The sequence below is a fragment of the Natrinema halophilum genome (genome assembly GCF_013402815.2).
In the GTDB taxonomy this organism is placed as follows: Archaea; Halobacteriota; Halobacteria; order Halobacteriales; family Natrialbaceae; genus Natrinema; species Natrinema halophilum.
Genome location: NZ_CP058601.1, coordinates 1,409,016 through 1,426,515, shown reverse-complemented (window position 1 = coordinate 1,426,515; position 17,500 = coordinate 1,409,016). Strand labels below are relative to the sequence as shown.

The 17,500-nt window shown below is 59.8% G+C and carries 10 protein-coding genes; 5 read left to right on the top strand and 5 right to left on the bottom strand.

The genetic code is table 11. The features are described from left to right. Nucleotides 1-9: 9 nt before the first annotated feature. Nucleotides 10-1,734, bottom strand: a complete 1,725-nt coding sequence (locus HYG82_RS27685) for an ATP-binding protein (RefSeq protein WP_425495420.1) — start codon at nucleotides 1,732-1,734, stop codon at nucleotides 10-12. Nucleotides 1,735-1,874: 140 nt separating this feature from the next. Continuing rightward, entirely contained in the window at nucleotides 1,875-3,842 is a 1,968-nt protein-coding gene (locus HYG82_RS27680) for a DEAD/DEAH box helicase (RefSeq protein ID WP_179260316.1), read from the bottom strand. 289 nt (nucleotides 3,843-4,131) lie between these two features. Here HYG82_RS27680 and HYG82_RS27675 point away from each other — a divergent pair, with 289 nt between their 5' ends. Together HYG82_RS27675 and HYG82_RS27670 are read left to right on the top strand one after the other, a co-directional pair. Next, nucleotides 4,132-5,859 (top strand): sensor histidine kinase, encoded by a 1,728-nt coding sequence (locus HYG82_RS27675; protein WP_179260315.1) that lies wholly within the window; start codon nucleotides 4,132-4,134, stop codon nucleotides 5,857-5,859. A gap of 195 nt (nucleotides 5,860-6,054) precedes the next feature. Beyond that, nucleotides 6,055-6,231 (top strand): hypothetical protein, encoded by a 177-nt coding sequence (locus HYG82_RS27670; protein WP_179260314.1) that lies wholly within the window; start codon nucleotides 6,055-6,057, stop codon nucleotides 6,229-6,231. Here the strand turns inward: HYG82_RS27670 and HYG82_RS27665 are convergent. After that, nucleotides 6,224-7,183 carry a transcription initiation factor IIB gene (locus HYG82_RS27665; protein ID WP_179260313.1) on the bottom strand — a complete coding sequence of 320 codons (960 nt, stop codon included), beginning with the start codon at nucleotides 7,181-7,183 and terminating at the stop codon, nucleotides 6,224-6,226. The two genes, HYG82_RS27670 and HYG82_RS27665, sit on opposite strands and share 8 nt — an antisense overlap. A gap of 752 nt (nucleotides 7,184-7,935) precedes the next feature. Between HYG82_RS27665 and HYG82_RS27660 the strand changes: the two genes are divergently transcribed. The 3 genes from HYG82_RS27660 to HYG82_RS27650 all read left to right on the top strand — a co-directional run bounded on the left by HYG82_RS27660 (nucleotide 7,936) and on the right by HYG82_RS27650 (nucleotide 13,779). After that, the gene (locus HYG82_RS27660) at nucleotides 7,936-8,532 is read left to right on the top strand and encodes a DUF7344 domain-containing protein (protein ID WP_179260312.1); all 597 of its coding nucleotides are present in this window, start codon (nucleotides 7,936-7,938) and stop codon (nucleotides 8,530-8,532) included. Between the two features lie 1,098 nt (nucleotides 8,533-9,630). Next, complete coding sequence (locus HYG82_RS27655; protein ID WP_179260311.1) at nucleotides 9,631-11,454, top strand: asparagine synthase-related protein; 1,824 nt, start codon at nucleotides 9,631-9,633, stop codon at nucleotides 11,452-11,454. Nucleotides 11,455-11,742: 288 nt separating this feature from the next. Continuing rightward, nucleotides 11,743-13,779, top strand: coding sequence for a right-handed parallel beta-helix repeat-containing protein (locus tag HYG82_RS27650; protein ID WP_179260310.1), 2,037 nt, complete (start codon nucleotides 11,743-11,745; stop codon nucleotides 13,777-13,779). Nucleotides 13,780-13,922: 143 nt separating this feature from the next. Here the strand turns inward: HYG82_RS27650 and HYG82_RS27645 are convergent, their stop codons facing one another. Further along, a complete protein-coding gene (locus tag HYG82_RS27645) occupies nucleotides 13,923-15,083 on the bottom strand; it encodes a glycosyltransferase family 4 protein (RefSeq protein ID WP_179260309.1) in 1,161 nt (386 codons plus the stop codon). Between the two features lie 192 nt (nucleotides 15,084-15,275). Then, nucleotides 15,276-17,087 (bottom strand): hypothetical protein, encoded by a 1,812-nt coding sequence (locus tag HYG82_RS27640; RefSeq protein WP_179260308.1) that lies wholly within the window; start codon nucleotides 17,085-17,087, stop codon nucleotides 15,276-15,278. Nucleotides 17,088-17,500: the final 413 nt, after the last annotated feature.

The following is a 17,500-nucleotide window of genomic DNA, read 5'->3' as shown; positions in this document are numbered from 1 at the left end:
CGACGATACTCATTCCGCCGGCGGCGTTTCGGTCAGCGCGGCGCGAACGTCGTCGCTCAGCGAATACGTCCGTTCAGCGGACCGCTCGAGCATTCCTTCCGTCCGGAGTTCGGACAGGAGACTCTGAACCGCGACCGTCGACCGATCGACCCGGTTTGCGATCGTCTCCGCCTCGAGCGGCCCCTCGTGTGCGAACACGGCCAGAACCTCCTCGGCCGTTTCGATCGAACACTGAGACCCCTCACTCGCGCGGTGAACGCGGTCGCTGACCCACTGTATCTCGAGCAGTTCCGCGGGTTTGCGCTCCTCGTTTGCGACGACAAACGCGCCGTCGCTGGCCACGTCCGTTTCCCCGTCGGCGTTCGGCGATGCGTCCGAACCCGCGTCCGCGTCCCCATCGACCGGCGTGTACCCGTACTCGTGGGCCTCGCCGCCGGCCTGGACGATCGGTGACGATGCGTCGTCTTCGTCGTCCGTCTCATCCTCGGCACTCTCGGCGTAGGGCCGCTCGCGTTCGAGTTTGCGGACGACGGTACGTAACTGATCGTTTTCCTTCTTGATTCGGTTCAGCTTCGACGTCCGAGCCGTGAGCTCGTCTTCGAGATCCTCGATTCGATCGTCGCGGGCGGCAAGCTCCGACCGTAACTCGTCGCGTTCGGACTCGAGATCGGCGATCTCCTCGTGTAGCCGACGCACATCTTCGCCACCGCCCGGTAGTTGCGACTGGACCGTTTCCGTGTTCTGCAGGGCGTCTGCCATCTGCTTCGCCGCACTCGAAACGTCCCGGGCCGAGGACAACTCGTCTTCGAGCGTTTCGATTCGCTTTTCTTTCTTCTCCAGTTCGGTTTCGAGTTCCTGGATGCGATCTTGCTTCCGGTCCTTGCGCTCGGAAATCTCCTGAAGGTCGCCGACGAGCGCGTCCGAGACGGATTTGAGTTCGGGCCGTTCGAAGTCCTCGAGCCCGGGGGTCGCGCCCGCGTCGAAGGTCCGTTTTCGCCGGAACTGAATCTTGCGGACGTCGACCTCCGTCCAGTCGGTCTGAACGAACGCCTGCCCGTCGTCGAGATCCGCAACCAGTTCCGAGTACTCCGAGTCGATGATCCGACCGACGACTTTCGTGTCGTTGTCCCAGGTCAGCCGGTGCCAGACGAGCCAGTTGGCCTGCGTGATGAAGTCCTTCTTGACGTCGGCCGGCCGCTGGCTGATCCCCAGAATTCCGAGGCCGTGTTTGCGGCCGCGCTTGCTGATCTTGATCAGGAGGTTCCCCGTCTCTCCGACGCCGCCGCCCTCCGGGATGTACTCGTGGACCTCCTCGACGACCAGCAGGAACGGCTTCTTGAGCTTTTTCTCCTTGACGAACAGCTGACGGGCCACCTCGCGAAGCAGTTCGTCCGCTACGGTCTCGTCGAGATACCCCGAGACGTCGAGAATCACCGGAACGTTTTCTTCGAGTGCGATGGTCGCCATCTGCTCTGCGTGTTCCGGTCCGATCTGGATGTCACACTCCTCGTCGGCCCCGGCGTGGAGCATCTCGTACTCCTCTTTGAGCCCGTAGTACTCACCGTCGGTATCGACGATGAGGAGGGGATAGCCGGCTTCGAGCAACTCTTCGGCGATGACGGACGCGGTGTTCGACTTCCCGGACCCCGATTTTCCGGTGACGAATCCGCGGCCGGTAAGCAATTCGACGACCGGCAGCTTCAGGTTCGCTCCGTCAGCCGTCTCCCCGACCATAATCTGGCGTTGCGTCGGTTCGTCGTTCACCGTCACACCACCTCGAGTACGCGTGATTCGTTCATACTACTTGTACAGTTCGAATACGCACCCTTGAATATTGGCCTCGAACCGACCGCAGCCTCGCGAGCCGATTTCTCTCAGTGCTCTTCGCCTTCGACCGTTTGCTCGCGGACCGTCAGCCCCTTTCGGCCCAGGTGCTGAAGCTGTTTCCGAGCGAAGTCTTCTTCGCGGGTCCCTCGCGTCGCGAGGACGTATACGAGCGCCCCGCCGGCCGGGCGCATCGTCCGCCCGGCGCGCTGGGTTCCCTGTCGGCGCGAACCGCCGAGTCCGGAGGCGATGATGGCAAGGTCGGCCGTGGGAAGGTCGATCCCCTCGTCGCCGACCCGCGAAATTATCAGTAAATCGCGTTCGTCTCGCCGGAATTCCTCGAGCAGCCGCCGGCGATCGTGATGGGGTGTCTCACCGCTTACGAACGGAACGTCGAGCGCGTCTGAGAGGTCGCGACCCTGTTCTAGGTAATCGACGAAGACCAGCGCCTTCGAGTCCGGATGTGCGGAGAGCAGATAGCGAACCTCGTCGATTTTTCCTCGGTTTTTCGCGGCGATCCGATACTTCTCTCGCCCGTCTGCGGAGCCGTAGGCGTTCCCCTGTTCCTCGTCGCCCCAGGGTACGTATCGGATCTCGAGTTCGGGCTCCGCGACGAAACCCGCGTCGAACAGCGCCTCCCAGTCCGTGCCGATCGGTGGACCGACGAGGGTGAAGATCTCGGTCTGGCGATCGTCTTCTCGAATGGGCGACGCCGACAATCCGAGTCGATGTTTGGACTGTAAGTGGGTACTGCGTCGGTAGACGTCCGACGGGACGTGCTGGCATTCGTCGAAAACGACCAGCCCCCACTCTCGGTCGTCGAACAGCGATCGGTGGCGATCCATGCCCGCGATCTGGTAGGTGGCGATCGTCACCGGTCGTACCTCCTTGCGGCCCCCGTGGTACTGCCCGACCTGCTCCGGCTCGAGCGTCGTATATTCAAGGATCGCGTCAGCCCACTGCTGGGCCAGATCCCGACTCGGCACCAACACCAGCGTCTCGCCTTCGACGCGGGCCATCGCACCCATCGCGGCTATCGTTTTTCCACTCCCTGGCGGGCCAACGAAGACGCCTTCGCCGGCCTCGCCGAAGCGGTCCACCCAGGTCTGTTGATAGTCGCGCAGCCGAACCTGGAGGTCGATCGACAACGCTTCGCCGGACGCGAGCTCGCGATGGTCCTGAACCGGATAGCCTGCCTCGTAAAGAATGCGCTTGATCGCGGCCTCCGATCCCTCGCGGACCCAGTCTTGGGTGTCCGATATCGGCGCGTGGACGTGTTCCTCGTCGAGTTTCTGTCGCGCAACGTTCCCCATGATCTCCGGACTCTGTGCCTCGAGGACGGTATACCCTTCCTCGTGCGTGACGAGCCGAAACTGGTGGGCGCGATCCCACTGGCTTTCCACCCAGTCCTCGAGGTCCGCGGAGCGTTGCCCGAGCGCCTGGCGCATCGTCTGCGCGAGGTCGTCGAACGAGTCGTGAGGGGTCCCCCAGACGTCCGCCGGCCGAACGACGTACCGATACCCCTGTTCCCCGTTCGCGTCCGCGAGGTGGGCGAACTGGGAAAGCTGGGCGCGCGTGAACTGGTCCGGTCGATCGACGACGATCTCCCGCCGTTTCGGAAAGACGATGACGCGTTCGCGATCCGTGAGATCCTCGAGTTCGCTGGGGTACCAGACCACCGGGTCCGTCGACACGGAGAGGCGCTCGATACTCCCCGCGTCGGCGAGCGTCTCGAGTCGGTCGCTGGCTTCCTCGTGGGGGATCTCGAGGGCGCGAGCGACGGCAGCGGCGGTGAGAACCGGTCGGCCCGCTTGCTGGCTGGCGTCGTGGAAATCCGCGATCGTGAACTCGTCGTCCGCGTCGGTCCGTCCCTCGGTATCGGTCGTCTCCGAGTCAGTGCGATCCGTCTCATTCGTCGGTTCTTCGTTCGGATTTGCATCGTCCGGGTTCCCGTTGTTCGGTGCCGCGGAGTGGCTTCGCTGCTCGTCGCTCGGCATCGAAGAACGTTCGTCTGTCACTGACAGGTCGTACTGGCGGTGCAGGTAAACCGATTTCGCTCAGCGAGCGACGTCCGGTGTGTGACCCGAACCGACGAGCCACGGACTACCGATGGAACGAGTCGATATTTTCGGGATTCCGTCGCATGCTCCCGGATTCCCGTCAAACTACGTTCGCCGTCGTTCGCCCGTCCGAGCAGCGCCGAATCGTATTCGTAGCCACAATATTCAACTATCCATCCAATAAACCCCAAATATGGTCTTACCGGAGGTTTCAGCGGGTTTCTTCGGGCATGTTCTGCTGACCAGTATGACATTTTTGACACTTCTGCTGCTCGCTCTCTGGTCATATCGGAGCGGTGCCGAATTCAGTGGGTTTGGAATGTTCCTCCTGTTGATCCTCATTGCTGCTTTTTGGCAACTTGAAATCCTCACAATATATTTCACATCCGACACAGCCCTTTTGAAATTCCTCACGTACAGTGAGAAAGTCACCGGGATAATCGGTGGATCCGTGTATTTCACGCTGATATCACAGTATACGAACAATGACTACCACAGGCGGCGGTGGGTCCAGGCTGTTCTGGTCGGTCTCCCCGTATTTCTCGTCGTCATGGCTACGGTGCCATCTCTTCGACGGCTCACGATCGAAGAGTTCACCGTGCATCAAAGCGGCGTTCCGTTCACGTTCGCGGCGTTCGATCGAGGCCCGCTGTATTTCTTCGCATTGAACCTCAATTATGCGATTACCACAGTCGGGCTGATCATACTCGTTCGGTTTATTTTGCAAACGCGTCGCACCGCGTGGCCCCGTATTCTCTTTCTGATGGCATCGGCCGTTTTCGTGAGTATCCTGAACTTCTTATCGATTAGCGGGAGGGTTCCCCTTCCTGGATTCAATTACGCCTCGTTCGGCGCGTTGCCGACTGCGCTGGCGACGATGGTTGCAATCTACCAGTTCCAGTTGCTCGATATTATTCCCGTCGCGCGGAACACGCTGGTCGAGTCGTTGAACGATGCTGTGATCGTCGTCGATGAACGCCGGTGTGTCGTCGACTACAACCAGAAAGCGGCGTCGATGCGGTCATCGCTCCCGGACGAGGAAGGGGAGCTGTTAGCGGCAGTCTGGCCGGCACTCGCCTCGCAGGTCGACTTCGACGTTTCCACTCGCCACACCACCCAGCTGACGCTGCGGATCGACGGACAACGACGGTATTACTCCTTGCTCATTTCACCCGTTCGGAAATCAACCGACCACGAACTGAGCGGCTATTCGTTGCTCCTCCGTGACGTGACCGAACTGGAGACGTCCCGACAACAGCTCAGAGAACAGAACCAGCGGCTCGATCAGGTCGCATCGACGATCAGTCACGACCTGCGAAATCCGCTGAACGTCGCTCAGGGGTATCTTTTGGCCCTGGAAGAACAGGTCGACGGCGAGGCGCTGGAGACGGTCGAGGAGATCGATCACTCACACGAACGGATGAGCGCAATCATCGACGATGTCCTGTTGCTCGCACGCCAGGACTCCACGGTCGATCGATCCGAACTCAATTTGGCCGACGTCGTTCGCGACGCGTGGGACAACGTCGACACTGCCGGGGCCACGCTCCACGTCGACGTCGATAGGCACCTTCGGGCCGATCGGACCAAGCTACTGCGGGTCTTCGAGAACCTCTTCCGGAACGCCATAGAACACGGGTCCGACGCGGAAATAGATGCTGCCGAACCGGCCGAAGCCGGAGCGGGGGTAACAGTGACGGTCACGGGCCTCGACGATGGGTTCGCAGTTGCGGATGACGGCCCCGGCATTCCGTCGGAGGACCGTGATGACGTCTTCGAGTACGGCTATACGACGAGCGACAGCGGGACTGGCTTCGGACTGGCGATCGTCCAGCGCCTCCTCGAGGTCCACGGCTGGACGATCGAACTCGATCCATCGAGCGACGGTGCTCGGTTCATCGTCAGCGGCGTCAAGCCCGTCGAGCCAGCCAGATCCGACGGCGGTCGAACGGGTGAGCAGATGGGGACCAGCTGACCCGGACCGCGTCAGTTTCCGTTGACCGATGCCTGTGTCCCGAATGATGCGAACCATGTCGCATCGGAGAACTATCGTCGTCGCTGAACGAGCTGCCGTTTCTCGACGTCACGCCGGACGTGAGTCTTTTCACCGGGAGTTCGGATCACGTATCGAGGCTGTGACTATATCAGTCTGGCCGGCCTTGCAACTACCATGTACCGTGCAATCCTGCCCGAAGGTCAGATCACTTGCGAACGCTACGATCACACCGAAAACGGACTCGAACTGTACGACGGTAGCGACCAGTTCCTCGCGTTCGTTCCGTACAGTAACCTGCATGCGCTGCTAGACGAGGAGGTTTACGAAGAGGACGACCGGTCGGTCATGTAGCCGGCTGCTGGTCGATGGCCTCGAGTTGCTCGCGATAGCGATTTCTAACGGTGACGACGGTCGTCTGTGCGGTATCGGCGACGGCTCGTTGCGGGATAGTTTCGTCACAGAGGAGACCGGCGGCGTAAATGGCGGCGGCGGCGAAACCGGTCGGTGACTTCCCCGAGTGCAACCCCTGCTCGGTCGTCCGATCGATGATATCGATGGCCTTCGTCTCGACGTCTTTGTCGACATCGAGCTCGGAACAGAACCGTGGCACGAACTGACGCGGGTTCGTCGGCTCGAGGTTAATGTCCAGTTCATCCGCGATGTACCGGTAGGTTCGACCGATCTCTCGCTGATCGACTCGTGAAACCGACGTTACTTCCTCGAGACTCCGGGGAATATCTTCCTTACGACACGCGGTGTAGAGCGCGCTGGTCGCAACGCCTTCGATCGATCGGCCGCGGATGAGGTCCTGCTCGAGTGCGCGTCGATAGATGACGCTTGCGGTCTCTTTGACCGGCTTGGGAACTCCGAGTGCGCTCACCATTCGATCGATTTCTGACAGGGCGTACTTGAGGTTTCGTTCGCCCGCGTTTTTCGTTCTGATTCGTTCCTGCCAGACGCGGAGCCGATGGAGTTGGCCGTGTTTATCGGCCGACATCGAATGGCCGTTGGCGTCCTTGTTGCGCCAGTCGATCGTCGTCGTCAGCCCTCGATCGTGCATCGACTGCGTCAACGGGGCACCCACCCGGGACAGTTCGTCGTGTTCCTGCGCGTTAAACGCCCGCCATTCCGGACCGTAGTCGATCGGGTCCTCGGTGAGGACGAGACCGCATTCCTCACAGACCTGTTCGCCGCGATCCGGATCGTGGACGACCGTGTCGGTCTCGCAGTCGGGGCACAGACCAGTCTCAACCTCCTCTGACTGTGATTCGCTGCTGCTTTGATCGATGATAGACCGCGTCATCAGTACTGGACAAAGCCGTGCCGGCACTGTAAGGGGTTAACATGGTTTCGGGGGAAACACCGACTTACTGCTCCGTTCGTCTCATCCGGAGAAGAACGGAGAGAAAAGACGCGATCGTTCACACAATTCGAGCGACTATGCGTGAAGACCGCGTCGAGACCGTGTCCCATCGGTCGCGTTCGGGTGAAACGACTGTTCAACGTCAAACGGTCGTTTCGACCCACTTTGGTCAATGTCCACACGGCACAAGAAACATGCAGATAGTTTTTTAGGATTTATGATATCAATGGCCGGTTCATCACGTAAATCCGTCTTTCGTCGATGAACTGTCGTTCGACTTTATATCGCTCGGATCGAACGTTCAGAAACAGTGCCGTGTGCCATCCAGTCCACCGTGGCCGGTCAGCGTTCGGTTTCCTCCGACAGTCTGGGCGTACGAAGATGATACAGCCACACAATCGACTAATACCGATCGGAGTCGCGAGCGACGGCAACCGTCGATGCCGACGGCAGGTGGCTAGCGTAACGTCCCCGTTGAGAAGATGCTCCGTACCCCCTTTGCAGACGGTGCGAAACGTAGGCGTGTTTAAGAGTATCTCTGTTGGTGTACAACCTGGTGTGTCAATCGTGATTTCGACCCGCCGTTCGAACGTACGACGGTCGCCGTCGAGCCGAGACTCCAGCGACGTATACGGGAAGGCACAGGGGTCAGTGAGCTCGAATGGCGCCTTTACAGCCGGAGGTTCAGACTAATGTCCTCGATCGATACGTCGTTACCGGATGAGATCGCATCGGTCGCCGACACCGACGAGGACGAACGTCTTTCGAAGGACGTTATTTTTGAGCTATTAAAGAATCGTCGTCGCCGGGAAGTCCTCGCATACTTGCTGGATGCAGACGAAACGGTCACCCTCGGAGAACTCGCCGAACAGATCGCTGCCTGGGAGAACGATACTGAAGTCAACGCACTTAGTTCCGATCAACGAAAACGCGTTTACGTTGCCCTCTACCAGACCCACCTGCCGAAGATGGACGATGCCGGAATCGTCGAATACGATCAGGACCGTGGTCTGATCACACTTTCGGACAACGCAGACCTGTTGATGATGTATCTGGATACGGATACGCATCGACAGGATCGGTGGGACCGATGGTACGCCGGAGTCAGCGTGATCGGCGCTCTCCTCCTCAGCGCAGCATTCCTCGAGATGCCAGTCCTGGCGGCCGCTCCGTTGCTCGGCCTCGCGAGCGCAGTTATCGCTGCGTTTCTCCTCCTTTCGGTTATGCACGTCGTTACGAATCACCGACGCGAACGCAACGTGGACGGCAAACTATCTCGAATCGAATAACCCTGCACTGACGACGATTCTGCGTAGTCTACGTCGATAGTGTTCTGCCGTTGTCCGCTTACGATTTGCTGGCGGTCATTACGAAAAGTCAAGGTGAAAGCTCCGTGCCTCAGTGCAGGAATGAATCCGACACCAAAGACACCAATCACGGATAGTAAATCTTTGACAGCATATGATTGATTGAATGCGTTTGGCGAAAAGTGGAGGTGGATTGGGGTCTCCATCATCAAAAAGCAACCTGCGTCGGACGGCTACTCGGCCTTCGGGCCGAGTCGGGTCGATGGCACGGCCCGTCGGGTGCAAACGGATACCTACGCACATCTCGCCTCTCACGAGGTCCGACGCGCACGCCCACAGACCACAGCCGAAGCCCCCTCGGTTTTGGTCAAGAGCCTTCGGGGACGCAGGAGCGGCCTGCTGGCCAACGAAGGAATCCTCGCGCTGAAGCGCGAGGTGAATGTCAACGTCCCGCCTCTGTTCCCACGCACCAATGTTCCCACGCACCAATGTTCCCACGCACCAATGTTCCCACGCACCAATGTTCCCATGCGCCAACGATCACCGCGTGTGAGCGATCAACAGCATCGGTCCGATCGTTCTTGGACCATCACCTTCGACTCACGCGTCTCTCCGTTCTAGATGGGCGCCCAATCGTGATGCGTATGCTGATCAACAGGGTCGTTCGACTGCTGAGAAGGGTTTTTATTACCAGGTTCCGTACGTTCGAATGGCTCCCGACGACCGTCATCCAGTACCGGAACAGTCGCGTGCCAGCAGCTGTTCCAGGCGCGGGAGCCTTCTCGTACAGGCGTCGGTCCAACTGGTCTTCTTGAGAATCCACTCCGACAGAGGTCGAAGGGCGCCAGCATATTCCCGAACACAGGGGCGTAGAAGTGACATCCTCACCCGGCGTGAACGGAGAGGGATCTTTGATCCCGCAGGCAGTCGGGCATAGCCCGACGACGGCGGGATTCTCTCGCTGCTTGAAGATAGCCATCTCCGGACGGAATTCCACGGACAACTACATCTACGGGTAGCCCGCAACTTGCGCCGATAAACGCCAACATTACAATACGGGTTACTCACTCGAGGACTGATATGGTAGGTATCTCTGGCCGAACCACGAATCACGACGACCGGTCGTTCGCTGGCTCGCTCGAGCCGCTGACACACACCGATCGATATCAGGCCGAGGTCGTCTTCGATTCGCCATCTTGCTCCGTCGGAACGACGGCTTACCCGGAGTACCCCCTTCGAATTGTCGAGGACGACCACTGCTGGGTCTGTCTGGAGGGACGAATTTACGATCGAGACGAGGAGTCGGTCGAACGTGAATTGCTCGACGTAGCGAACCACGTCCTCGTGGCAGACGACGACGAATTTCTGGCGGACTGGTTACTGGAGACTGACGGGGAGTTCCTGCTCGTCGCCGTGGACAAGGACAGTGGTCGACTCGGATTACTCAACGATCCGCTCGGACGGCTTCCGGCGTACTACTTTCACGACGGGGAGACCTTTCTATTCTCACGCGAACTCCGATATCTCATCAACGAAGCGCCGATCGACGGATTCGACCCGATGGGCGTCGCCCAGTGTCTGCTCTTTGGCTACTCGCTGGGTGACCGAACGCTCGTTGACGGGGCCAACCGACTCCGTCCAGGGACGAAACTTACCGTCGATCCGGACCGAGGTGCGGTCACGGAAACGTCGCTGCACCGGTTCGACTTCGAGGAGCCACGGTACGCCGACCGGAATCGATCACGAAATGCCACGGAACTCGTCGACCGGTTCGAGCGGGCGTGTCGACAGCGGTCGGGGTATGGTAGCCGCGACGTGATCTCGCTGAGCGGGGGGCTCGACTCCCGATCGGTACTGGCTGGGTACCACGCCGAAGGGATTCCGACGATCGCGGCGACGGTGTCCTCCGACGAATTCGTCCCGCCGTCGGACGTGGCCATCGCCCGCGAACTGGCTGCTGAACTAGACGTCGAGTGGCAGCGCTACGAAGTCGGGCCGCCGAACGGTTCTGACCTCGACCGTTTGGTCAAGACCAAAAACGGTCAGATCGGGCTATTGACCTCGTTCATTCTCGAATTCTTCCGCCAGCTTCGCGCGGAGTACGATGCCGGTCTCACGTACGTCACCGGCGACGGCGGGGACAAAGTCCTCCCGGACCTGACCCCTGCGAGATCGATCGACGACGAATCCGAGTTGATCGACTACATCATCGAAGAGAACTGCTTTCTCACGCTCGAACAGGTCTCCCGGATCACCGGACTGCCGGCGGCGGCCATCCGCCGGAGCGTTCGCGATCGACTCGAGATGTATCCCGAGACGGACCCGGCTGCGACGTACGTCCACTTTCTAGTCTACGAGCGAGCCGTCAATTTCCTGTTCGAAGGCGAGGATCGCAATCGGTTCTTCTTCTGGAGTACGACGCCGTTTTATTCGATCGATTTCTTCCGGTACGCGATGAACTGTCCGGACAGCCAGAAGGCGCGGTACGATCTCTATCGGTCGTTTCTCACGGAACTCGAGCCCGCCGCTGCAGCGCTGACTCATCCGGACTACGGGGTGCCCGTCGCGTCTCTCCGTCACAGTGCAGCCGCGTTCGTTGACGATCTACTATCGCGGTATCCCCGTTTGTTCGAGACGGTCCGTCCCATCGTCAAGTCGATAAACGGACTCGAGACGGATTCACAGCTCCGACCGGATACAGTCGACTGCATCCGAACCCAGATCGACCAGTGTGAGGCCGTCGACGACGTCTTTTCGACTGACGAACTTCACGCGTTTCTCGATGCAAACGCCGATCACGACCGGACGTCCGTGTACCGACTCTTCGCGCTAACGTCGTTTATCGACGATATTCACTCCTCGCAGAGCGTTCTCGAAACGCGTCGTGATGCCGTCTTCGGCTGACTGTCAAGAATCGATGTTCGACACGCGACTCGTCAGGTCACGATTCGTGTGTATCGCCTCGGGTGTTCGAGCCTGACAGTTGTCCTCTCGTCACTATCTTTTCCTCATTTGAGACGATTGTGTACGAAGCACTGCCCACGATCACGCCTGCCGGTTTTGGATATAAGAAACCAGTACAATATGCCCTAATAGAAGAAATAGTTAGTAACGATATTATTATAATCACGAAATCTTACTAATAACGAGGGAGGAAAGTTTATGGTTCGGTAGTGTTCTCAGTCAGGTCGCATGGCACGCGACGAACCGGTACGGGACAGAGACAGTCCCGCCGAAACGACAGTTAGCGACGACGAACGTGACGTTCACGGTGTAATTGACCGCCGTTCGTACCTGAAATTAGCCGGCGCAACCGCAATCACCGCGGGCGTTGGAGCGTCCGCGGCGAGTGCGGCCGGCGGCGAGTACGACGTCATCGAGGCGCGCGGACAGACGATCCGCATCGACTCGGGTGAAACCTGGGAGAACAAACTCATCGACTTCGGCGACCGAAACGACATTTTGATCGTCGCCAAGGGAACGAATTGGACGATCCGGAACGTCGGGTTTACGGGAACCATTCCGTACAACGAGACTATTTTCGGCGTCTGCGACTCGGGTTCCGGCACGTCGGTCATGGAGAACATATACTTCGGAGAGTCGACCGGCGAACAACCCGCGAGCGAGCGCTCGATCTGTATCTGGGTTGACCCGGATCACTCCGGCCATCTCGACGTGAAACGCGTTACTTTCAACGTCCCTGGAAACAATGGCATCTACGGTTCCGCGCCCGCATACAACGGAAACGGCGGCTCCATCGCACTGGATAGCTGTTACGGCAACGACTGTCATCACACCGCCTTCCGGATCGGGGACTGCGGGATGTCGATCGAAAATTGCATGAGTTACAAGAGCGGAACGCGAGCCGCGAACCGCAACGCCTGGGTCTGGGAGGGCGACTACGGTGGCGGCGCAACGATTCGGAATTCCCACTTCATAACGAACGGCACCGGCGGATCGGTCGTCACGTACGGCAATCCCAACCTGACGATCGACAACGTTCACACCGATGACGGTCGCGGTGACGGATCGAACCCCCGACACTTCGTCCCCGAAGGGTGTCCGGAAAGCGGCGAGGAAGCCGCACGCGGCGGCAGCGACGATGGATCGTCCAGTCCACCGGCGGACGATGAGGACGGCCAGAGCGACGAGTTGCCGTCGAACACCCTCACGGTTACCGGCACCGGTGAGCCGACGGAATACTACGTCGAGACCACTGACGAACTCGTCGACGATCCGAACGCCGGCCCGCTCGAGACGTACGACGCGATCGACGGGACGAGCGCAACGGGCTGGGTGACGACGTCTTCACACGTCGACCAGTTCCGATTCGCCGGCGATCTCCACGAGGTCGCGTTCCGCCAGGGCTCGGCCCGCGTCGAGGTCAACGGAGAGGTGATCGACCCCGCCGAGTACAACGGCGATCAGTCGAGCCTCGCGAACACGCTGCTGGTCGACGGCGTCGGTACGTCCGGTGGGTCACGCTACGAATTTACGGTCTCCGGAACGGCCGAGAAAGCGACGGTCAAGGGTGCGACGATCGACGACGAGGATTCGATCGAGAGCGGGCACGTGACGGGTTCCGTTGCCGGCTGGCGAGACGGCTTCCGGTTCGACGGCGAACTCGAGGAGCTCACGATCGATGGTGACGCCCGAATCTACGTCAACGGCGAGCAGGTCGATCCGGCCGACTACGGTGACGAACAGCCCCACGTGCTGACGCTCGTCGGCAACGGCTCGTCTGCGAACTACGAAATCACGGTCGACGGAACGATCGACACGGTCGCTGGTGACGACTCAGAAGAGTACGCGACGGTTATGTCGGGCAACACCGTCGAAGGTTCGATCGAACGGGGTGCGCAGCGATTCCGATTCTCCGGGGCGCTCACCGACGTGACCTTCCTCGACGGCTCCGCCCACGTCTACCTCGACGATCAACGTATCGACCCCGATCAGTACGGTGAACAGGTGTTGTTGCCCCACGCAATCGTAGTCGACGGCACGGACACTGACGGCGAGACGTCGTATTCGTTCACCGTCGACGGTGAGGTGATCACCTCGAGTTACCGAGACGCATCGATCGATCCCAGCGACGAAATCGACGGGAACTCTATCACCGGACGCATCGACGACGAAATTGACGCGTACTGGTTCGACGGCGACATCGCCGACTTCCACCTGCGCGGCGACGCCGCGGTCGACGTCCAGTACAACGTTCGGAGCGACTAGACCGTTTTACGCGGGTTTTCGTCCGTCCTCTCTGGCGACACCGATCCGTCTGGCCGCCGGCGGGAGCATCGAGACGAGATACCGCCGCACTCGGCTGCCGGTTCAGAGGGGGTAATCGAGGTCGTGGTATCTAGCTCCGACCGTTATATTGTGTCCGCTCGGGCCGGGACCGTCGACGGCCGATCGATCTCTGTGACTGTTTCGAGTCCGTTACGACAGATTCGTTCCAGATGCCGTGCCTGCGCGGTCCAGGAAAAATCCTGTACGTCCGCTCGTGCCTGCTCGCCGAGACGCGACCGTAGCGCGGGCGATTCGAGGAGCATAGTCAGCTTATCCGTGAGGTCCTGGGGGTCGCCGACCTGTGTTAGCAGGCCGTTCTCGCCGTTGGAAAGGTAGGTTTTGATGCCCTCGAGATCGGTCGTGACGACCGGGAGCCCGCAGGCCATGGCTTCGACGTTTACCAGCCCGAAACTCTCAGTGTGGCTCGGGAGACAGAATACGTCCGCAGCTGCATAGTACGCCGGCAGGTCCGGATGAGGGACTTCCCCGTGACAGACGACGTCATCGTGGATTCCGAGACGTGTCGCTCGTTGACGGATTCGATCGTGGTCTCCCCTGCCGACGAAGTGGACTTCCTGATCCACGTCGAGGGCTGCCACTCCCTCGAGCAGGTCGTCGATTCCCTTGGATTCCACGAGCCGCCCAACGAACAGGATTGCAGGCCGGTCCGTCTCGAAAGCGGGTTCGACGCCGGGTCGGAACTGATCGAGATCGACGCCCGGGTAAACGATCCCCTCGAAGTCGTAGTCGAACGCCTCGGTGAGTTGACGGGCGGTGTCGTCGGAGTTGGCGACGAGAAGGTCCGTCTGCGAAAGTCGATCTCGGACCCAGGCTGCGGGACTGACGGACGACGCCCTGTGAAACGTATGGAGCGTTGGAATATCGACGAGGTTCGAGAGGAGGAGATCGTCGAGGAACTGGTACGTACAGAGGACGTCGAGGTGATCGTTCATGTGGTCGATCACGTCGTTTCGCGCTGCCCACAGCGTCATCAGGAACTTCTCCCGGTTTTGCGCACCCAGCGGATTCAACGGGTCGAGCCAGCGCGTCGGATGATCGCGGAACGATGGGGTCTCGACGATTGTAACGTCGGAGTCGGACAGTACGGGAGCGATCTCGCCACTGCCGGTGTACAGCGTGACGTCGTGTCTCTTGCTGAGTTCGGCCGCCATTCGCTGGGTGTACACTGCAATGCCTCCAGCGTGGCGAGTGCCCGCAGCGTCGTGATAGAACCCAATGTCCATACACCAACACAAGCGTATCAATTAGTTTGTTATTACTCTCGTACCGATAGTACAATGTCCCTACCGTAATGGTATGAAACGATATCGTCTCTCGCTGGAACTCGTCGCTGAGAAACCCTACCCGTAGATCGAACGCGTGAAGAGCCGCCGCTGGCAGGACTGCCGAGGTTGAGGAGAGAAAATCGAATCCCGTTACTGGTCGCGTGCGTTGTACTGGACGTCGACCGCGGCGTCGCCGCGCAGGTGGAAGTCGGCGATGTCGCCGTCGAACCAGTAGGCGTCGAGCCAGTTACCGACGGCACCGCGAACCGCCTGACCTTCGATCACGTCTTCGTCGTCGATAGAGGCGTTCTGGAAGGCCGATTGGACAACCGTTCCGTCGACTTCGAACGAGTACGTACTCGGCCCGTCGGCCTGGACGCCGTCGATGACGATGGCGTGGGGCAGCAGTTGGTTGTCGCCGTATTCGCTCGGATCGATCGACTCGCCGTCGAGGGTAACGTCAGCCGCGCCGTCGGTGAACGTCACGTCCGTCAGTGCCCCCGAGAACCGGAAGGTCTGACTGCCGTCCGTAAGCGAACTCTGCACGGTCGTCCCCGAGATGACTGTCGCCTCCGATTTCGGCTGGTCGTTCGAGACGAGTTCGATCGTCCCGTCGACCGTGATCTCGTAGCTCGTCGGCGTGCCACGACCCGCGATCTCGAGGACGTGGGGAAGCTGCTGGCCGTAGTCGGCGGGATCGACCGCTTCGCCGTTGACCAGTACCGATCCGGGCCCATCCACGGTGAGATCGGTTAGCTCGCCGTCGAATCGGAAGGCATCCTTCCAGTCGGCGACGCTACCGGAAACGTCGGTGCCGTCGATTGTGTCCTCGTCGTCGATCGATGCTCCCTCGTAATTCGAGTGTTCGATTTCGCCGTCGACGCTGAATTCGTACCGGGTCGCATCGGACGGACTGCCGTCGACGAGGAGGACGTTCGGAAGCTGGGGATTCTCGTCGTCTGACTGGTCGCTGTCGGACCCGCCGCTCAAGTCCGTCGTTTCGCTACCCGCCGCAGCGGCTTCGGGAGACGTCGGGACGCCCTCGGGGATCGAAAGGTCGGGTTCGCTCGAGACGTCGCTAGCAACGGAGACCGTCGACCCGTTCGCGCGTCGGATCTGCCCGCTGATACCGCCGCTCTGGAATTCGACGCTACCGGGGGAACCGTTCGCGCCGGCGACCATCGAATACGGATAGGGTCCGTCAGCGAAGTGCGAATCGCGGATCGTCACGGTGCCGCCGTTCCAGACCCAGACGGGGCGGCCGTTCGTCTCGCCGTAGCCGCCGTAGCCGCGGCCGTAGTCTGTGTTGTCGTTGTACGCGACGCAGTTGACGATTTCGTCGTCCTCACTGCCACATCGGAACGTGGTCACGCCGTTGTTCTTGCCGAAACAGCTCTCGAAACGAACGCTGCCGCCGTATGGCGTGTTGGAGCAGTAAAATCCGTTGTTCGGGTACCCCTGGACGTTGCAGTTGCGGAAGGTAAGATCCGCCTCGCTGCCCTTGTGCATGAAAACTCCACCGGGGCCGTGTACGAAGCTCGAGCCTTCTTTCGTTGCTCCGTCACCGAGGTAGACGTTTTCGACGAGTACGTCGCCCGGGCCTGCATTGATCGCGATCATGAACGAATCTCCCCGGTAGAGGCCTTTGAACCCGACATTCCGAATGACGGAGTTCGAACCCTCGACGTAGAGCAGAAAGCTCTCGCCGGTCGTCAGGTCGATAAGTTTGTTTTCGAATGTCTCACCGCTTCCGATGCGGACAGTCTGTCCGCGTGCCTCGATGACGTCGTAATCGGTCCCGGCGCTTGCAGTTCCCGCGAGCGTCGCGGCAGCCGTCGTCGCACCAGCTAGCTTCATGTACGATCGCCGGTGCAGTAACCCGTTATTACCGCCGTTATCTCCAGCTTCCTCGTTCCCGGAAGCGTTCAACTCGTCATTCCGTACCGAAGAGTCGCGTGCCATGCAATCGGGTAATCCGGTACTAACGGTATAAACTTTCCCCATCTCTACACTTAAAATTTACAGACTGTAGATACTATCTGTACTAATTATAGAAGAATGAGTGATTATAGGTCATGAAGTATTATATGTCGACAGTTCAATTTCGGTCGCTGGTAATCAGGTATTAGCCTACAAATCACGGTCGAGGGCTGTCCTGGCTACATAATCTGCGGGTCGCCGACGGCCGGTAATAGGTTATTACTCCACGCCGAGACGGCAAGAACGGTTTCGGAATTCCGAAGCGGTTCAGGAAACGTCGTGTCCCCCGGAGTGGATAGTCGATACTCGAGTCGACGAGCCGCCGCTCGAACGAGAGAAAAGACGGGGAGAACGGGGAGTCGCTCAGAGGGGACGAACGAACCGTCGGTGAAAAC